Annotated in this window: 17 protein-coding genes, 1 tRNA gene and 1 pseudogene; all 19 read right to left on the bottom strand. The window is 55.8% G+C overall.

The features are described from left to right. On the bottom strand, positions 1–125 hold a 125-nt coding region (locus PG900_RS22815), incomplete at its 3' end, for a GTP-binding protein (protein WP_234887766.1). A 54-nt stretch (positions 126–179) separates the two neighbouring features. After that, entirely contained in the window at positions 180–2,285 is a 2,106-nt protein-coding gene (gene fusA, locus PG900_RS22810; RefSeq protein ID WP_011707695.1) for an elongation factor G, read from the bottom strand. 75 nt (positions 2,286–2,360) lie between these two features. Next, positions 2,361–2,831, bottom strand: coding sequence for a 30S ribosomal protein S7 (gene rpsG, locus PG900_RS22805; RefSeq protein ID WP_005306266.1), 471 nt, complete (start codon positions 2,829–2,831; stop codon positions 2,361–2,363). Positions 2,832–2,924: 93 nt separating this feature from the next. After that, positions 2,925–3,299 (bottom strand): 30S ribosomal protein S12, encoded by a 375-nt coding sequence (gene rpsL, locus PG900_RS22800; protein WP_005306278.1) that lies wholly within the window; start codon positions 3,297–3,299, stop codon positions 2,925–2,927. A gap of 183 nt (positions 3,300–3,482) precedes the next feature. Beyond that, positions 3,483–3,761 (bottom strand): sulfurtransferase complex subunit TusB, encoded by a 279-nt coding sequence (gene tusB, locus PG900_RS22795; protein ID WP_180345307.1) that lies wholly within the window; start codon positions 3,759–3,761, stop codon positions 3,483–3,485. Between the two features lie 7 nt (positions 3,762–3,768). Then, positions 3,769–4,125: a sulfurtransferase complex subunit TusC gene (gene tusC, locus PG900_RS22790; protein WP_139704920.1), complete on the bottom strand. Its 357-nt coding sequence runs from the start codon at positions 4,123–4,125 to the stop codon at positions 3,769–3,771. Between the two features lie 9 nt (positions 4,126–4,134). Beyond that, positions 4,135–4,527: a sulfurtransferase complex subunit TusD gene (gene tusD, locus PG900_RS22785; RefSeq protein WP_016352263.1), complete on the bottom strand. Its 393-nt coding sequence runs from the start codon at positions 4,525–4,527 to the stop codon at positions 4,135–4,137. An 86-nt stretch (positions 4,528–4,613) separates the two neighbouring features. Further along, entirely contained in the window at positions 4,614–4,994 is a 381-nt protein-coding gene (locus PG900_RS22780) for a RidA family protein (RefSeq protein ID WP_011707699.1), read from the bottom strand. A gap of 25 nt (positions 4,995–5,019) precedes the next feature. Further along, positions 5,020–5,736, bottom strand: a complete 717-nt coding sequence (locus PG900_RS22775; RefSeq protein ID WP_005306294.1) for a helix-turn-helix transcriptional regulator — start codon at positions 5,734–5,736, stop codon at positions 5,020–5,022. Between the two features lie 197 nt (positions 5,737–5,933). Continuing rightward, positions 5,934–10,238, bottom strand: a complete 4,305-nt coding sequence (gene rpoC / locus PG900_RS22770; RefSeq protein ID WP_011707700.1) for a DNA-directed RNA polymerase subunit beta' — start codon at positions 10,236–10,238, stop codon at positions 5,934–5,936. 91 nt (positions 10,239–10,329) lie between these two features. Then, complete coding sequence (rpoB, locus tag PG900_RS22765; RefSeq protein WP_010635847.1) at positions 10,330–14,358, bottom strand: DNA-directed RNA polymerase subunit beta; 4,029 nt, start codon at positions 14,356–14,358, stop codon at positions 10,330–10,332. Positions 14,359–14,582: 224 nt separating this feature from the next. After that, entirely contained in the window at positions 14,583–14,945 is a 363-nt protein-coding gene (gene rplL / locus PG900_RS22760) for a 50S ribosomal protein L7/L12 (RefSeq protein ID WP_005341840.1), read from the bottom strand. A 51-nt stretch (positions 14,946–14,996) separates the two neighbouring features. Beyond that, positions 14,997–15,497, bottom strand: coding sequence for a 50S ribosomal protein L10 (gene rplJ / locus PG900_RS22755; RefSeq protein WP_016352265.1), 501 nt, complete (start codon positions 15,495–15,497; stop codon positions 14,997–14,999). A gap of 259 nt (positions 15,498–15,756) precedes the next feature. Beyond that, positions 15,757–16,458 carry a 50S ribosomal protein L1 gene (gene rplA, locus PG900_RS22750; RefSeq protein WP_016352266.1) on the bottom strand — a complete coding sequence of 234 codons (702 nt, stop codon included), beginning with the start codon at positions 16,456–16,458 and terminating at the stop codon, positions 15,757–15,759. Between the two features lie 4 nt (positions 16,459–16,462). Continuing rightward, the gene (rplK, locus tag PG900_RS22745) at positions 16,463–16,891 is read right to left on the bottom strand and encodes a 50S ribosomal protein L11 (protein ID WP_016352267.1); all 429 of its coding nucleotides are present in this window, start codon (positions 16,889–16,891) and stop codon (positions 16,463–16,465) included. 133 nt (positions 16,892–17,024) lie between these two features. Then, a complete protein-coding gene (gene nusG, locus PG900_RS22740; protein WP_005306318.1) occupies positions 17,025–17,576 on the bottom strand; it encodes a transcription termination/antitermination protein NusG in 552 nt (183 codons plus the stop codon). A 9-nt stretch (positions 17,577–17,585) separates the two neighbouring features. Then, a complete protein-coding gene (gene secE / locus PG900_RS22735; RefSeq protein WP_011707705.1) occupies positions 17,586–17,957 on the bottom strand; it encodes a preprotein translocase subunit SecE in 372 nt (123 codons plus the stop codon). A 60-nt stretch (positions 17,958–18,017) separates the two neighbouring features. Further along, positions 18,018–18,094 (bottom strand) — tRNA-Trp (locus PG900_RS22730). 53 nt (positions 18,095–18,147) lie between these two features. Then, positions 18,148–18,282: pseudogene (gene tuf / locus PG900_RS22725) on the bottom strand (elongation factor Tu); the annotation flags it as partial.

Genomic DNA, 18,282 nt, shown 5'->3' with positions numbered 1-18,282 from the left:
CCACCGAAGTGCTTGGCCAGCACGTTGGTGATAGCGGCAGTCAGGGTGGTTTTACCGTGGTCAACGTGGCCGATGGTGCCGACGTTTACGTGCGGTTTATTACGCTCAAATTTTTCTTTAGACACGACGTAGTCCTTCTAGGTTAAACCCGCCTACCGTCGTAGGCGGGGAATCTTAAATTACTTGGATTTGCGCTCTTCGATCACGGCCTGGGCGACGTTGGTCGGGGCATCGTGATACTTGGCGAATTCCATGGCGTAGGAAGCACGACCCTGGGTAGCAGAACGCAGGGCGGTAGCGTAACCGAACATCTCGGCCAGCGGCACCAGGGCACGAACGATCTTGCCGGACGGGCCATCTTCCATGCCTTCGATCAGGCCACGACGACGGTTCAGGTCACCGATCACGTCGCCCATGTAGTCTTCCGGAGTCTCGACTTCTACTTTCATGATCGGTTCGAGCAGAACCGGGTTGGCCTTCATGAAGCCAGCCTTAAAGGCCATGGAAGCAGCGATCTTGAACGCCAGTTCGGAAGAGTCGACATCGTGGTAGGAACCGAAGTGCAGACGCACACCCAGATCCATTACCGGATAACCTGCCAGCGGGCCGGACTTCAGCTGCTCGCGGATACCCTTGTCAACACCCGGGATGAACTCACCAGGAATGACGCCGCCCTTGATGTCGTTGACGAATTCGTAGGCTTTGCCTTCTTCCAGCGGGTACATGTCGATCACAACGTGACCGTACTGACCACGACCACCAGACTGCTTGGCGTGCTTACCTTCGATATCCTTGACGGTGTTACGAATGGTTTCACGGTAGGCAACCTGCGGCTTACCTACGTTCGCTTCTACCTTGAACTCGCGACGCATACGGTCAACGATGATGTCCAGGTGCAGCTCACCCATACCGGCGATGATGGTTTGGCCAGACTCTTCGTCAGTCCATACGCGGAAGGACGGGTCTTCCTGAGCCAGACGGCCCAGAGCCAGGCCCATCTTCTCTTGGTCAGCCTTGGTTTTCGGCTCAACTGCGATGGAGATTACCGGTTCCGGGAATTCCATACGCTCGAGGATGATCGGCGCTTTTTCGTCACACAGGGTGTCACCGGTGGTCACGTCTTTCAGACCGATGGCGGCAGCGATGTCGCCTGCGCGAACTTCTTTGATCTCTTCACGCTTGTTGGCGTGCATCTGAACGATACGGCCAAAACGCTCGCGCTTCTCTTTAACGGAGTTCAGCACGGAGTCACCGGAGTTAACCACACCGGAGTAAACGCGGAAGAAGGTCAGGTTGCCTACGAACGGGTCGGTAGCAATCTTGAATGCCAGAGCAGCGAACGGCTCGTCATCAGAAGCATGACGCTCGTCTTTGGTCTCGCCATCCAGCTTCAGACCGTCGATGGCTGCTACGTCGGTCGGCGCCGGCAGATAGTCAACCACAGCATCCAGCATGGCCTGTACGCCCTTGTTCTTGAACGCGGAGCCACAGGTCACCAGGATGATTTCGTTGTTCAGAACACGCTGACGAAGAGCTTTCTTGATCTCTTCCTCGGTCAGTTCTTCACCACCCAGGTATTTTTCCATCAGGTCTTCAGACGCTTCAGCAGCGGCTTCAACCAGGGTCATGCGCATTTCTTGCGCTTTTTCCAGCAGCTCAGCCGGGACGTCTTCGTAATCGAAGGATACGCCCTGGTCAGCTTCGCTCCAGTTGATGGCTTTCATCTTGACCAGGTCGATAACGCCCTTGAAGTTCTCTTCTGAACCGATGTTCAGTTGCAGCGGAACCGGGTTACCTTTCAGACGGGTCTTGATGTGCTCAACGCAGCGCAGGAAGTTGGCACCGGTACGGTCCATCTTGTTGACGAACGCGATACGGGGAACCTTGTACTTGTTAGCCTGACGCCATACGGTTTCAGACTGTGGCTGTACGCCACCTACGGCACAGTACACCATCACGGCGCCGTCCAGAACACGCATGGAACGCTCTACTTCGATAGTAAAGTCAACGTGGCCCGGGGTATCGATGATGTTGATACGGTGCGGTTGGAACTGTTTGCCCATACCGGACCAGAAAGCGGTGGTCGCGGCGGAGGTGATGGTGATACCACGCTCTTGTTCCTGTTCCATCCAGTCCATGGTGGCGGCGCCATCGTGAACTTCACCGATCTTGTGACTTACACCGGTGTAAAACAGAACGCGCTCGGTAGTAGTAGTCTTACCGGCGTCGATGTGAGCGGAGATACCGATATTACGATAACGCTCAATGGGGGTTGTACGAGCCATTGTCATCCTCTTACTAGGGCACTTGTCCCCAGATAATTAAAGGTGCGCAGAGCCAAAAGACCCTGCGCAAGCGGATTACCAGCGGAAGTGAGCGAAAGCCTTGTTCGCTTCAGCCATACGGTGTACGTCTTCACGTTTCTTGACAGACGAACCCTTATTGTCAGCGGCATCCAGCAGCTCGCCAGCCAAACGCTGAGCCATTGATTTTTCACCACGTTTACGAGCGGCATCAACCAACCAGCGCATTGCCAGGGCATTGCGGCGAACCGGACGAACTTCTACCGGTACCTGATAGGTTGCACCACCGACACGACGAGATTTAACCTCGACGGCCGGACGAATGTTGTCCAGGGCTTCTTCGAATACGGCCAGGTGCTCTTTGCCAGTCTTGGTGGCAATGATGTCCAGCGCGCCATATACGATGGCTTCGGAAACAGATTTCTTACCGTCAACCATTACTACGTTGACAAATTTAGCCAGCAGCTCTGATCCGAACTTGGGATCCGGCAGGATTTTACGCTGACCAACAACACGACGTCTTGGCATTTCAAATTCTCCGTAACTTCAGGGGTTACCCAAAACTAGAAAGTTATCTAACTAGAAACGAATTAACGTTTGGCCTTACTTAACGGAGAACCATTAAGCTTTCGGACGCTTCACGCCATACTTGGAGCGAGCCTGCTTACGGTCTTTAACACCGGCACAGTCCAACGCACCACGAACGGTGTGATAACGAACACCTGGCAAGTCTTTTACACGACCGCCACGGATCAGAACAACAGAGTGCTCTTGCAGGTTGTGACCTTCACCGCCGATGTAGGAGGTGACTTCGAAGCCGTTGGTCAGACGTACACGGCATACTTTACGCAGTGCAGAGTTAGGCTTCTTCGGGGTGGTGGTGTATACACGGGTGCACACGCCACGCTTCTGAGGGCACGCTTCCAGCGCCGGCACGTTGCTTTTCACAACGAGCTTGATGCGTGGCTTGCGAACCAACTGGTTAATAGTTGCCATCAAAAGGCTCCTGATAATGACTTCATAAACATGTGAAAAATCCTCCCCGCAGATACGGGGACGCGAAATTTTATGCCCTGTTGTCAAGGGAGTCAAGATTTATACAATCCGAGCCAGGAAAGGCAGTGAAGAGGCCTTGGCAAATATCGCTAACAGGCTGAAATAATTATATAAAACTGGCGGTCAGCCAGCCCAGGTCTGCGGCGAGCCTTTTTCCGCGATCAGAGCCACCAAGCCGGCCATGTCCAGATCCAACCCGATCCGTTGTTGCAATCCCCTCGCCTGCAGGTCTTCCCGCATGACATAGAGCGGCACTCCGGCCAACCGTGCACACCACTGAGGGGCCGTGGCAGCGACGACGGCATCCTGTATCAGTACCAGCACATCCTCCGGCTGGCGATAAGTCAGCGCCTGTTCCAGGTCCTGGCTCTGGAAGGGAGAGGTCAATATCAGCTGTATCATGGTCACCTCAAAAGCAGATGTGGGTCGCACAGGCATCCCACTGGTGCCGGATGTCGGTGCGGGACAGGCAGGTCACGGGGATCAGCAGATCCGCCACCGTCAGGCCACGCTCTGCCAGCGAGTCGGTGCACACATAGACCTCCTCGATGTCGTAGAGCTCGAGCAGTTTGAAGGTCGGCGCATAGTGACGCTGCAAGATGGCCTGCGGCTGCTGCTCCCTGAGCAGCTGCAGCACGCCATCCCCGATGAGGAACAGGGCCAGCGACTCGGTCATGGCCGAAGTGGCCAACAGGGCATCCAGACCTTCCCGCCCGGCGGCGGTACCGTGCGGCCCACGCCGGCAAATAAACGCTATCTTGTGCATCGCAGCCTCCTAAAACTGGACGAATCGATCGGCGGTCAGGCTGGCCTCCGCCAGCTGACCCAGACCGCTCAGGCAAAATGGCGGCTCCAGGTTGAAGTGTGCCCTGCCCAGCCCCTTGGCCTCCTGCTCATCCAGCACACCGCGCCGCATGGCGGCAGCGACGCACACATCGATACGGATCCCTTGCTGGTTGGCCAGTTCACGCCACAGGGCGACCAGGTTGCTCTCATCGGAGGCTGGAGCATGCAGCCCGTTGCCGTTGCAGACCCCATCCTGGTAGAAGAACAGGTGAGACAAGCGATGGCCCTGCTCGATGAGGCTCAAGGCAAAGCGATAGGCGGTGCTGGCCGATTGGGTACCATAGGCGGGCCCCGTTACCAGCAGGGCAAAATTCAGACTCATATCCGGACTCCTGCGCATGTGTTCGTCCATTCTACGCCAAACACAAAAAAGCCCCTCCTGGGAGGGGCTCTTCGTGCAGCCTTGGATCAGACGTAAGCGATGGCTTCGACTTCAACCAGCACATCCTTCGGCAGACGCGCCACTTCCACGCAGGAGCGGGCAGGAGCGGCGTCACCGAAGTAACGGGCATAAACCTGGTTGAAGGCAACAAAGTTGTTCATGTCGCTGAGGAAGCAGGTGGTCTTCAGCACCTTGCCGGTATCGGCTCCCGCTTCCTTCAATACTGCAACCAGGTTCTTCATCACCTGCTCGGCCTGCGCTTCGATACCGCCAGCCACTATCTCCATGGTGGCCGGATCGAGCGGGATCTGCCCGGAGGTGAAGACCAGCTCGCCCAGTTTGGTGGCCTGAACATACGGGCCAATTGCGGCAGGAGCCTTGTCGGTTGCAATAACTTCTTTAGCCATTCTTGTCTATCCCCTTCTATGGCGCTTACTCGTTTTCGTCTTCACCCTGCTTGCGCTGTCGGATGTACAGATAAACGGTATGTTTGGAAATGTTCAGCTTGTCGGCGACCAGGTTGATCGAGTCCTTGATATCAAATATGCCCTTCTCGAACAGCTGGGTCACGATAAACCTGTTTTTAGCATTGTTGGCAACGGTCGGATCGCGGTTGATCTCGTCGATGGTATTGTCCACCGTCTGGGCAACCAGCTCTTCCACACTGTTGGCAAAGGTCTCCGGCGACTGACGCTCGACTTGTTGCGGCGTCGGGAAAAATTCGGCGACGAACTCGTGAAAAGGCGCGTTGATGTGCAGGTTGATACAGATGAGGCCGATCACCTGCTTGTCGCTGTTCCTGATGGCGATGGTACTCGACTTCATCAGGGCACCGGTACGGCTGCGAGCAAAATAGCTCTGGGTGTAATCCTGGCCGGTATTCTCGATGTCCTTGAGCATACGCAGCGCGAGATCGGTAATGGGGGCCCCCTCATTCCGTCCCGTATTGAACCCGTTGGCAATCTTGATCACGGACTCGTGCAGATTTTCCAGGGAGTGAAGCACCACTTCACAGTGCTTGCCGAACAACTCGGCCAAGCCATCGATCAGCCCATCGTATGAGCGCAACAATTCCCTGTCTTCGTCTGTAAAAGTGCGACCGATCAGCTGCTCTTCGGGAAGCATCACTTCCTCGATACCGACAGTCATGTTCTACCCCTGTAATACCCATTCAACTTTCCCGAGTTTTCAGTCGCGAGGAGTCAATGTCAACTTTTTTTGATTTTTTACTCTGCAACCTTGCTCTGGATCATCCGAATATCCGCGTGGCGTCTGGCTTTGACGAGAAAATCGACAATAAAAAAGGGCCCCATGAAGGGGCCCTTTTCAATCGCTACAGCGGAAGATTACTCTTCGTCAAAACTGCCGGCTGCGTTGAGCAGATCCGCCAGGTTTTGCTGGGCTTCATCGGCAGTTACCTGCGGCACACCAACAGCACGAGCTGCGGCGGCACGCTGGTTGATCCGGCCGTGGTGGTAGGCAAAGCCAGTACCAGCCGGGATCAGACGACCCACGATTACGTTCTCTTTCAGACCACGCAGTTCGTCACGCTTGCCGCCAACGGCCGCTTCGGTCAGAACTCGGGTGGTTTCCTGGAAGGAAGCCGCGGAGATGAAGGACTCGGTGCTCAGAGATGCCTTGGTAATACCCATCAGGATGTGACGGAAGGTGGCCGGGGTCTTGCCCTCAGCAACCAGCTTACGGTTGGCAATCTTCACGCGAGCCACTTCAACCTGTTCGCCTTCGATCAGGTCGGTGTCGCCAGCGCTCAGGATCTCGCACTTGCGCAGCATCTGACGCACGATGACTTCGATGTGCTTGTCGTTGATCTTAACGCCTTGCAGACGGTAAACGTCCTGCACTTCATTGGCGATGTAGTTGGCGACCGGGCTGATACCGCGCAGACGCAGAATGTCGTGAGCAGACTCAGGACCGTCTGCCAGCACTTCACCCTTCTCAACTTTTTCACCTTCGAACACGTTCAGGTTACGCCACTTCGGAATCATCTCCTCGTAGACATCGCCACCATCGGTCGGGGTGATGACCAGACGGCGTTTGCCCTTGGTCTCTTTCCCGAAGGAGATGGTACCGGAGATCTCGGCCAGAATTGCCGGTTCCTTCGGTTGACGTGCTTCGAACAGATCCGCAACGCGCGGCAGACCACCGGTGATGTCCTTGGTACCGCCGGACTCTTGCGGGATACGCGCTACCGCGTCACCCACACCCACGTTGGCACCATCTTCCAGGTTCACGATCGCCTTGCCCGGCAGGAAGTACTGGGCGGCTACATCGGTACCCGGGATCATCACGTCCTTGCCGTTCAGGTCGACCAGTTTCACGGTCGGACGCATCTCTTTACCGGCGCTCGGACGCTCGTTGACATCCAGCACGACGATGGAGGAGAGACCAGTCAGCTCGTCGGTCTGACGAGTAATGGTCACGCCATCGATCATGTGTTCGAAGTGCAGACGACCCGCTACTTCGGTGATGATCGGGTGAGTGTGCGGATCCCAGTTGGCGACGGTTTCACCGGCGTTCACGGCCTGGCCATCTTTCACTTCCAGCACGGAACCGTAAGGCAGCTTGTGGCTTTCCTTGGTACGGCCCATCTCGTCCATGATGGTCAGTTCGGTAGAACGGGAGGTGATAACCAGTTTGTCGTCACTGTTGTGAACGAACTTGGCGTTCTGCAGCTTGATGCTACCGGTGTTCTTGACCTGGATGCTGCTCTCGGCAGCGGCACGGGATGCGGCACCACCGATGTGGAAGGTACGCATCGTCAGCTGGGTACCCGGTTCACCGATGGACTGGGCGGCGATAACACCGACAGCCTCACCCTTGTTAACCAGATGACCACGAGCCAGATCACGGCCGTAGCAGTGAGCACAGTTACCGAAGTCGGTCTCACAGGTGATGGCAGAACGTACCTTCACGCGGTCAACGGAGTTGCGCTCCAGCAGGTCACACAGCTGCTCGTCGAGCAGGGTGTTGCGTGCTACCAGCACTTCGTCTTCAGTACCCGGCTTGATCACGTCATCGGCAACCACACGGCCCAGCACGCGCTCACGCAGCGGTTCGACCACGTCGCCACCTTCGATCAGCGGAGTCATCCACAGACCTTCGGTAGTGCCGCAATCGTCCTCGGTGATCACCATGTCCTGTGCCACGTCAACCAGGCGACGAGTCAGGTAACCGGAGTTCGCAGTCTTCAGTGCGGTATCCGCCAGACCCTTACGAGCACCGTGAGTGGAGATGAAGTACTGCAGTACGTTCAGACCTTCGCGGAAGTTCGCGACGATCGGGGTCTCGATGATGGAGCCATCCGGCTTGGCCATCAGGCCACGCATACCGGCCAGCTGACGGATCTGGGCTGCGGAACCCCGCGCACCAGAGTCGGCCATCATGAAGATGCTGTTGAACGAGGCTTGCTCTTCTTCTTCACCCAGCGAGTTGACGTTACGCTCTTTGGACAAGTTCTCCATCATGGCCTTGGAGACGCGCTCGTTGGCGCTGGCCCAGATATCGATAACCTTGTTGTAGCGTTCGCCCGCGGTCACCAGACCGGACAGGAACTGGTCCTGGATCTCGGCAACTTCGGCTTCTGCAGCGGCGATGATGTCTTTCTTGGCATCCGGGATGACCATGTCATCGATACCAACGGAAGCACCGGACAGGGCCGCATAGTGGAAACCGGTATACATCAGCTGGTCAGCGAAGATGACGGTGTCCTTCAGGCCCTGCTTGCGATAGCAGGTGTTCAGCAGACGGGAGATGAGCTTTTTGCCCAGCGCCTTGTTGGATACGGATTTGATCCAGTTCTGCGGGTTGGCATCCAGGTCAGCCTGCTCTGCAGCAGTCAGCACCTTCGGCTCGTCGATCAGCGCGTATTCCATGCCTTTCGGCAGGATCAGGCTCAGGATCGCACGACCAACGGTGGTGTTCTTCATCTCGGTGTGAGCACGCAGCGAACCGTCTTCCTGACGCAGGTATTCGGTGATGCGAACTTTCACGCGAGCATGCAGATCGGCCAGACCGGCGCGGTATACCTTCTCGGCTTCTTTCGGGCCGGACAGCACCATACCTTCGCCCTTGGCGTTGATACGGGCGCGGGTCATGTAGTACAGACCCAAGACCACGTCCTGAGACGGAACGATGATCGGCTCACCGGAGGCAGGCGACAGGATGTTGTTGGTGGACATCATCAGCGCGCGCGCTTCCAGCTGGGCTTCCAGGGTCAGCGGTACGTGGACCGCCATCTGGTCACCGTCGAAGTCCGCGTTATAGGCGGCACAGACGAGCGGGTGCAGCTGGATGGCCTTGCCTTCGATCAGGGTCGGTTCAAACGCCTGGATACCCAGACGGTGCAGGGTCGGTGCACGGTTCAGCAGCACCGGGTGTTCGCGGATCACTTCGTCCAGGATGTCCCAAACGACAGCTTCTTCGCGCTCCACCATCTTCTTGGCGGCCTTGATGGTGGTCGCCAGACCGCGGGATTCCAGCTTGCCATAGATGAAGGGCTTGAACAGCTCCAGCGCCATCTTCTTCGGCAGACCGCACTGATGCAGACGCAGAGTCGGACCTACGGTGATAACGGAACGACCGGAGTAGTCGACACGCTTACCGAGCAGGTTCTGACGGAAACGACCTTGCTTACCCTTGATCATGTCGGCCAAGGATTTCAGCGGGCGCTTGTTGGAGCCGGTGATGGCACGACCACGACGGCCGTTGTCCAGCAGGGCATCGACGGACTCTTGCAGCATGCGCTTTTCGTTGCGCACGATGATGTCCGGAGCAGCCAGGTCCAGCAGGCGCTTCAAGCGGTTGTTACGGTTGATCACGCGACGGTACAGATCGTTCAGATCGGAGGTCGCGAAACGGCCACCGTCCAGCGGTACCAGCGGACGCAGGTCCGGCGGCAGCACAGGCAGCACTGTCATGATCATCCACTCCGGCTTGTTGCCGGACTGCAGGAAGGCTTCCATCAGCTTCAGGCGCTTGGTGGTCTTCTTGCGCTTGGTCTCGGAGTTGGTCTGATCCAGCTCTTCGCGCATGGTGCGCACTTCGCCTTCCAGATCGATGGCGCGCAGCAATGCCAGGATTGCTTCGGCACCCATCTTGGCGTCGAATTCGTCGCCCCACTCTTCCAGTGCGTCCAGGTACTGCTCTTCGGACAGCATCTGGCTGCGCTCGAGGTTGGTCATGCCGGGTTCGATCACTACATAGGATTCGAAATACAGCACGCGCTCGATGTCACGCAGGGTCATGTCCAGCAGCAGACCGATACGGGACGGCAGGGACTTCAGGAACCAGATATGGGCAGTCGGGCTGGCCAGCTCGATGTGGCCCATACGCTCACGACGGACCTTGGTCTGGGTCACTTCTACGCCGCACTTCTCACAGATCACACCACGGTGTTTCAGGCGCTTATACTTGCCGCACAGACACTCGTAGTCCTTCACCGGTCCGAAGATACGGGCGCAGAACAGACCATCACGTTCCGGCTTGAAAGTCCGGTAGTTGATGGTCTCAGGCTTTTTGACCTCACCGAATGACCATGAGCGGATCATGTCAGGAGAGGCCAGACCGATCTTGATACTGTCAAACTCTTCGGTCTTGGTCTGAGCCTTCAAAAACTTGAGTAAGTCTTTCACGTGTTTCCCCTGTCAGGAGTCTAACCTCGGCGCCCCTACTGCCGAAACAGCGGGGCGCCCACGTCAATTCTCGAACAATAAGAGCGAGCTCTTACTCTTCGTCCAGCTCGATGTTGATACCCAGAGAGCGGATTTCCTTCAGCAATACGTTGAAGGATTCGGGCATGCCCGGCTCCATACGGTGGTCGCCATCCACGATGTTCTTGTACATCTTGGTACGGCCGTTCACATCGTCAGACTTGACGGTCAGCATCTCCTGCAGGGTATATGCCGCACCGTAAGCCTCCAGGGCCCACACTTCCATCTCACCGAAACGCTGACCACCGAACTGTGCCTTACCACCCAGCGGCTGCTGGGTAACCAGGCTGTAAGAACCGGTAGAACGCGCGTGCATCTTGTCGTCTACCAGGTGGTTCAGCTTCAGCATGTACATGTAACCCACGGTGACCTTACGCTCGAAGGCGTTACCGGTACGACCGTCGAACAGGGCGATCTGACCGGATTCCGGCAGGTCGGCCAGCTTCAGCAGGGCCTTGATTTCACGCTCTTTGGCGCCATCAAAGACCGGCGTTGCTACCGGCAGACCCTTGCGCAGGTTACCGACCAGGGTACGTACGTCGTCGTCGGACAGCTCGGCCACGTTCACTTGCTGGGTGTCTTTCTCGCCCAGGTCATAGACCTGTTGCAGGAAGTCACGCATCTCGTGCAGTTCGCGCTGTTCCTTGACCATGCGGTCGATCTTCTCGCCGATGCCCTTGGCCGCGAGGCCCAAGTGCACTTCGAGGATCTGACCGATGTTCATACGGGACGGTACGCCCAACGGGTTCAGAACGATGTCGACCGGACGGCCGTACTCGTCATGGGGCATATCCTCGACCGGACAGATCTTGGAGATAACACCCTTGTTACCGTGACGACCCGCCATCTTGTCACCCGGCTGGATGCGACGCTTGACGGCCAGATAGACCTTGACGATCTTCAGTACGCCCGGCGCCAGGTCATCGCCCTGGATGATCTTGCGACGCTTGTTCTCGAATTTCTTGTCGAACTCGGCCTTCAGCTCAACGTGCTGTTCAGCGATCTGTTCCAGCTCGATTTGCTTGGCTTCATCTTCGATGGCCAATTCAAACCATTTGGAGCGATCGAGCTTGTTCAGACGGTCTTCGCTGTAACCGGCGGCCAGCAGCAGGTTGCGGGAGCGGCCGAAAATGCCGTCTTCCAGGATCTTGAACTCTTCGGTCAAGTCCTTCTTCGCTTCCTTCAACTGCATCTCTTCGATTTCTTTGGCGCGCTTGTCTTTTTCCACGCCATCGCGGGTAAAGACCTGCACGTCAACCACGGTACCGTACACACCGTTCGGCACACGCAGGGAGGAGTCCTTCACATCGGACGCCTTCTCACCGAAGATGGCGCGCAGCAGCTTCTCTTCCGGAGTCAGCTGGGTTTCACCTTTCGGCGTTACCTTACCGACCAGAATGTCGCCGCCCTTCACTTCAGCACCCACGTAGACGATACCGGACTCGTCCAGCTTGGACAGAGCGGCTTCACCCACGTTCGGGATGTCAGCAGTGATCTCTTCCGGACCCAGCTTGGTGTCACGGGAGATACAGGCCAGTTCCTGGATGTGAATGGTGGTCAGGCGATCTTCCTGAACAACACGCTCGTTCACCAGGATCGAGTCTTCGAAGTTGTAACCGTTCCACGGCATGAACGCGACGCGCAGGTTCTGACCCAGCGCCAGTTCACCCAGGTCGGTGGACGGGCCGTCAGCCAGCACGTCGCCCGCCATCACCGGCTCACCCAACATCACACACGGACGCTGGTTGATACAGGTGTTCTGGTTGGAACGGGTGTATTTGGTCAGGCTGTAGATGTCGATGCCAGCTTCGCCAGGCAGCAGCTCATCTTCGTTGACCTTGATAACGATACGGGAGGCATCGACGTAGTCGATCATGCCGCCACGCTTGGCCACTACGGTAACACCGGAGTCAACGGCCACAGCGCGTTCCATACCGGTACCAACCAGCGGCTTGTCGGCGCGCAGAGTCGGTACAGCCTGACGTTGCATGTTTGAACCCATCAATGCGCGGTTCGCGTCATCGTGTTCCAGGAATGGGATCAGGGCCGCTGCCACAGATACGATCTGCTGCGGGCTCACGTCCATATACTGGATCTGGTCGGCGTTCATAAAGGTGGATTCACCTTTGTGACGGCACGGGATCAATTCATCTTTCAGACGGCCATCTTCGGTGGTCGCGGCGTTAGCCTGTGCGATCACGTACTTGCCTTCTTCAATAGCAGACAGATAGTCCACTTCGTCGGTGATCACACCGTCAATGACCTTGCGGTACGGGGTCTCGAGGAAACCGTACTCGTTGGTACGAGAGTACACGGACAGAGAGTTGATCAGACCGATGTTCGGACCTTCAGGCGTTTCGATGGGGCACAGACGACCGTAGTGGGTCGGGTGTACGTCTCGAACTTCAAAGCCGGCACGCTCACGAGTCAAACCGCCCGGGCCCAGCGCAGAGATACGGCGCTTGTGGGTCACTTCGGACAGCGGGTTGTTCTGGTCCATGAACTGGGACAGTTGGCTGGAACCAAAGAACTCTTTGACTGCGGCGGAGATCGGCTTGGCGTTGATCAGATCCTGCGGCATCAGGGTGTCCAGGTCGCCCAGGGAGAGACGCTCCTTGACCGCACGCTCGACACGCACCAGACCGACGCGGAACTGGTTTTCAGCCATTTCACCGACAGAACGGATACGACGGTTGCCCAGGTGGTCGATATCGTCCACCTCGTCATTGCCGTTACGGATGTCGATCAGGCGCTTCATCACATCGACGATGTCGTCTTTGGTCAGAGTACCCACGCCGGTCTCGTCTTCACGAGCCAGACGGCGGTTGAACTTCATCCGACCTACGGTAGACAGGTCGTAACGCTCGGAAGAGAAGAACAGGTTCTCGAACAGCTGTTCTGCGGCTTCACGAGTCGGCGGCTCACCCGGACGCATCATGCGATAGATTTCGACCAGCGCTTCCAGGCGGCTGGAGCTGGAGTCGATACGCAGGGTCTCGGACATGTAGGCACCGTGATCCAGTTCGTTGGTGAACAGAACCTCGAAGTGCTTGAAGCCGGCTTGGGAGAGGTTGGCTACCGCTTCCAGGCTCAGCGCCTGGTTGGCAGTCACTACCATCTCGCCAGTTTGCGGATGTGCGTAGTCCTTGGCAGCAACTTTGCCAACAACATACTCAACCGGTACCTCAATCTGGGTAACGGAATCTTTTTCCAACTGACGGATGTGACGCGCAGTCACTCGACGACCGGTCTCAACCACCACGGCGCCATTGGCCACGATGTCAAAGGTCGCAGTTTCACCACGCAGGCGCTCCGGCACCAGATCCATCATCAACTTGCCATCTTTGACTTCGAAACCGATGGTCTCGAAGAAGGTGGCCAGAATCTGTTCGGAACTGAAATCCAGGGCACGCAGAATAATGGATGCCGGCAGTTTACGACGACGGTCGATACGGACAAACAGGTTGTCTTTCGCATCGAACTCGAAGTCCAGCCAGGAGCCACGGTAGGGAATAACGCGCGCGTTATACAGCACCTTACCGGATGAATGTGTTTTGCCTTTATCGTGGTCGAAGAAGACGCCCGGGCTACGATGCAGCTGGGAGACGATTACCCGCTCGGTACCATTGATAACAAAGGTGCCGTTCTCGGTCATGAGCGGAATTTCGCCCATGTATACTTCTTGTTCCTTGATGTCTTTGACGGTGCCGGCAGCTGCTTCACGGTCGTACAGAACCATACGAAGCTTGACACGCAGCGGCGCGGAGTAGGTCACTCCACGGATCTGGCATTCTTTTACGTCAAATACCGGCTCACCCAGGCGATAGCTGACATACTGAAGCTCAGCACTACCGGAGTAACTGGTGATCGGGAAAACGCTACGGAAAGCGGCCTCTAGGCCATATTCACCTTCCGGGTCAGCCTCGATGAACTGCTTGAAGGAGTCCAGCTGAATGGACAACAGATAAGGCGTGTCCAGTACCTGGTCTCGCTTACCGAAGTCCTTACGAATGCGTTTTTTTTCGGTATAAGAGTAAACCATAGGGTTCCTCAGCTCGCTGATAAGTGACCCACTCTGTCCCACGGGACAGCTCTGTCTCAACACCGTTTTGTGTTGGCCCGGACGAATGAAAACAGTCCGGATTGCTGGTGCACCGAGAGTCGTAAACGGTGTGAAATGCTCTCAGTCTACAGCGCAAAAAGGCTGGTGAACAAAAATTCACCAGCCCTAGCCTGTTTTATCAGGCTAATCTACATAAATGCAGATTATTTGATCTCAACAGAAGCACCGGCAGCTTCCAGCTCTTTCTTCAGAGCTTCAGCTTCGTCTTTGGAGACGGCTTCTTTCAGGTTAGCCGGAGCAGCTTCTACCAGGTCTTTGGCTTCTTTCAGGCCCAGACCGGTGGCGCCACGAACGGCTTTGATGACGGCAACTTTGTTGGCACCGGCAGCAGTCAGAACTACGTCGAACTCGGTCTTCTCTTCTACTGCTTCAGCGGCCGGACCGGCAGCAACAGCAACAGCGGCAGAAACACCGAACTTCTCTTCCATAGCTTCGATCAGCTCAACAACTTCCATTACGGACATGGAAGCAACGGCTTCGATAATTTGGTCTTTAGTGATAGACATGACAAAAATTCCTGATGTTGAATAAACTCAAACAGCCTAAATAGGCGAGAATCAAGCAGCAGCTTGCTTCTGATCACGCACAGCAGCGATGGTACGAACCAGCTTGCCAGCAGAGGCTTCCTTCATGGTAGCCATCAACTTCGCAATTGCTTCGTCGTAGGTCGGCAGCGTGGCCAGACGATCAATTTGTGCTGCGGCGATAAACTCACCGTTAAAAGCGCCAGCCTTGATTTCGAACTTTTGGTTCGCTTTGGCAAACTCTTTGAACAGACGAGCGGCAGCGCCCGGGTGTTCGTTAGAGAAAGCAATCAAGGTAGGACCAGACAATACGTCGTTCAGGCAACCGAATTCGGTACCTTCAACTGCGCGACGCAGCAGGGTGTTACGCACAACGCGCATGTACACACCGGCTTCGCGAGCAGATTTACGCAGGCTGGTCATCTTCTCTACAGTCACGCCGCGAGAATCGGCTACAACTGCAGAAAGAGCGCCTTTGGCAGCTTCGTTGACTTCAGCAACAATTGCCTTTTTGTCTTCGAGTCCCAATGCCATTGGCTTAACTCCTGGATTGAATCCGGGTCTAGTTTGACCCAGTACTGACACATCCCCCCTACCTTTACAACAGAGGGGAACGATGCGGTAGCAGGATTCCAGAAGAGAAAGAAATCTTTCTCGCTGGGTTTCCGGCACCGTCTACGCAGGAAGGATTAAGGCCTTGCAGCCACCTGCGGTCTTGGACGGAGGTCGAAACCCCCAACCAATCAAGGCGCAAAATTATAGATTAAATTTTGCGCCTTGTAAAATCCATCAATTAGGCCTGAGCTTCCAGAGAAGCTTGGTCTACGGCAACACCGGCACCCATGGTGGTGGAGATGCTGACTTTCTTGATGAATACACCCTTGGCGGAAGACGGCTTGGCCTTTTTCAGGGCAACCAGCAGAGCTTCCAAGTTTTCTTTCAGCTGAACTTCGTTGAAAGAAACCTTGCCCAGAGTGGTGTGAATGATACCGTTCTTGTCATTACGGTAACGAACCTGACCAGCCTTGGCGTTCTTGACAGCTTCGGCAACGTTAGGAGTTACAGTACCAACTTTCGGGTTCGGCATCAGACCGCGCGGGCCCAGAATTTGACCCAGCTGACCAACAACGCGCATGGCATCCGGGGATGCGATAACTACGTCGAAGTTCATCTCGCCTTTCTTGACCAGATCGGCCAGCTCGTCCATACCAACCAGTTCAGCACCGGCAGCTTTGGCAGCTTCGGCGTTGGCACCTTGGGTGAATACGGCTACGCGCACTTCACGACCGGTACCGTGCGGCAGTACAGTTGCACCACGTACGTTTTGGTCGGATTTACGAGCATCGATACCCAGGTTAACGGCAACGTCAACACTTTCAACGAACTTGGCAGTAGCCAGTTCTTTCAGCAGGGCAATGGCTTCGTTGATGGAGTACTCTTTGGTACCGTCAACTTTTTCGCGAATAACGCGCATACGCTTGGAAAGTTTTGCCATTGTCTTAATCCTCCACTACCAGGCCCATGGAACGAGCGGAGCCGGCGATGCAACGTACTTTTGCATCCAGATCGGCACCGGTCATATCCGGCTCTTTGGTCTTGGCGATTTCTTGCAGCTGAGCCACAGTCACCTTACCAACCTTGTCTTTGTTCGGCTTGGCAGAACCAGACTGGATACCAGCAGCTTTCTTCAGCAGGAAAGAAGCGGGCGGAGTCTTGGTTTCGAAGGTGAAGGAACGGTCGCTGTAAACGGTGATCACGACCGGAGTCGGTGAGCCTTTTTCCAGCTTTTCTGTACGGGCGTTGAATGCCTTACAGAATTCCATGATGTTCACACCGTGCTGACCCAGAGCAGGACCAACGGGAGGGCTGGGGTTAGCACTGCCAGCCTTAACTTGCAGCTTGATATAAGCTGTGACTTTCTTAGCCATTACAAAAATACCTCAGAAATGGGTTCTAACGCCTCGGAGACATGCTCCTGCAAACGGCTCCCCAACTAATAAAGGGGCAGCGAATTATAATGACATTCGCTGCCCCTGACAACCGTTAACGAACAGAGTTTAATCAGCCCTTTTCGACCTGACCAAAATCCAGCTCTACCGGTGTAGAACGACCGAAGATCAAAACGGAGACCTTCACGCGGCTCTTTTCGTAGTCAACCTCTTCAACGGTACCGTTGAAGTCGGCGAACGGGCCATCGGCAACCCGCACCATTTCACCCGGTTCAAACAGGGTTTTCGGACGCGGCTTGTCGTGGGCATCTTGCAGACGATTGAGGATGGCATCCGCTTCTTTATCAGAGATAGGAGCAGGACGATCAGAGGTGCCACCAATGAAGCCCATGACGCGCGGTACGTTGCGTACCAGGTGCCATGTGGTCTCATCCATGATCATCTGAACCAGGACGTAGCCCGGGAAAAACTTGCGCTCACTCTTGCGCTTCTGGCCAGCGCGCATCTCGACCACTTCTTCGGTCGGGACCAGCACTTCACCGAACATGTCTTCCATGCCATGCATCTTGATATGTTCACGCAGGGATTTGGCAACACGGCCTTCATAGCCAGAAAACGCCTGCACCACATACCATCTCATACGTTGTTCACGTTGTTCAGTCATGGCTTATCCTTACACACCGGTAATCAGGTTGACCAACCAGACCAAGGCACCGTCCAGAATGAACAGCAACAGCCCCATCACGGCAGTCACCGCCAGCACAATCAGGGTTGTCTGAATGGCTTCCTGGCGGGTCGGCCATACGACCTTGCGGACTTCCAGGCGAGACTCACGGGCAAATGCCAGTGTCGCCTTTCCCTTGGTGGTTTGCAGGGCTACTGCACCGGCAGCAGCAATGACAACGACCACACCCAGGGCGCGGACGGCAGCGACGACATCGTTGAGCAGGTAATTACCCACTACAGCGGCCGCCAGGATAATGAAAACCAGGCCCCAAAGCAGGGTATCCTTGCTTCCGCCCTGGCTCTCAGAACTAACACTCATACAACCCACCTGTATCTGACGTAACCAAAGACACAAAAGCCCCGTACGAGACGAGGTATATGGCAGGGGCGGCAGGACTCGAACCCGCAACCATCGGTTTTGGAGACCGCTGTTCTACCAATTCGAACTACGCCCCTGCATAAGAAAGCCCCTATTATAGGGGCTTTGCTTTATTTATGTAAGCCAAAGATTAAGCGATAACTTTAGCTACAACACCAGCACCTACGGTACGGCCACCTTCACGGATGGCGAAACGCAGGCCGTCGTCCATCGCGATCGGCGCAATCAGGGTAACAACCATCTTGATGTTGTCGCCCGGCATTAC

Origin of the sequence: Aeromonas sp. QDB03 (assembly GCF_027707985.1) — a bacterium.
Classification (GTDB): Bacteria; Pseudomonadota; Gammaproteobacteria; order Enterobacterales; family Aeromonadaceae; genus Aeromonas; species Aeromonas hydrophila.
Note: the sequence above shows the minus strand (reverse complement) of the source record. Positions and strands in the feature narration are given on the sequence as shown.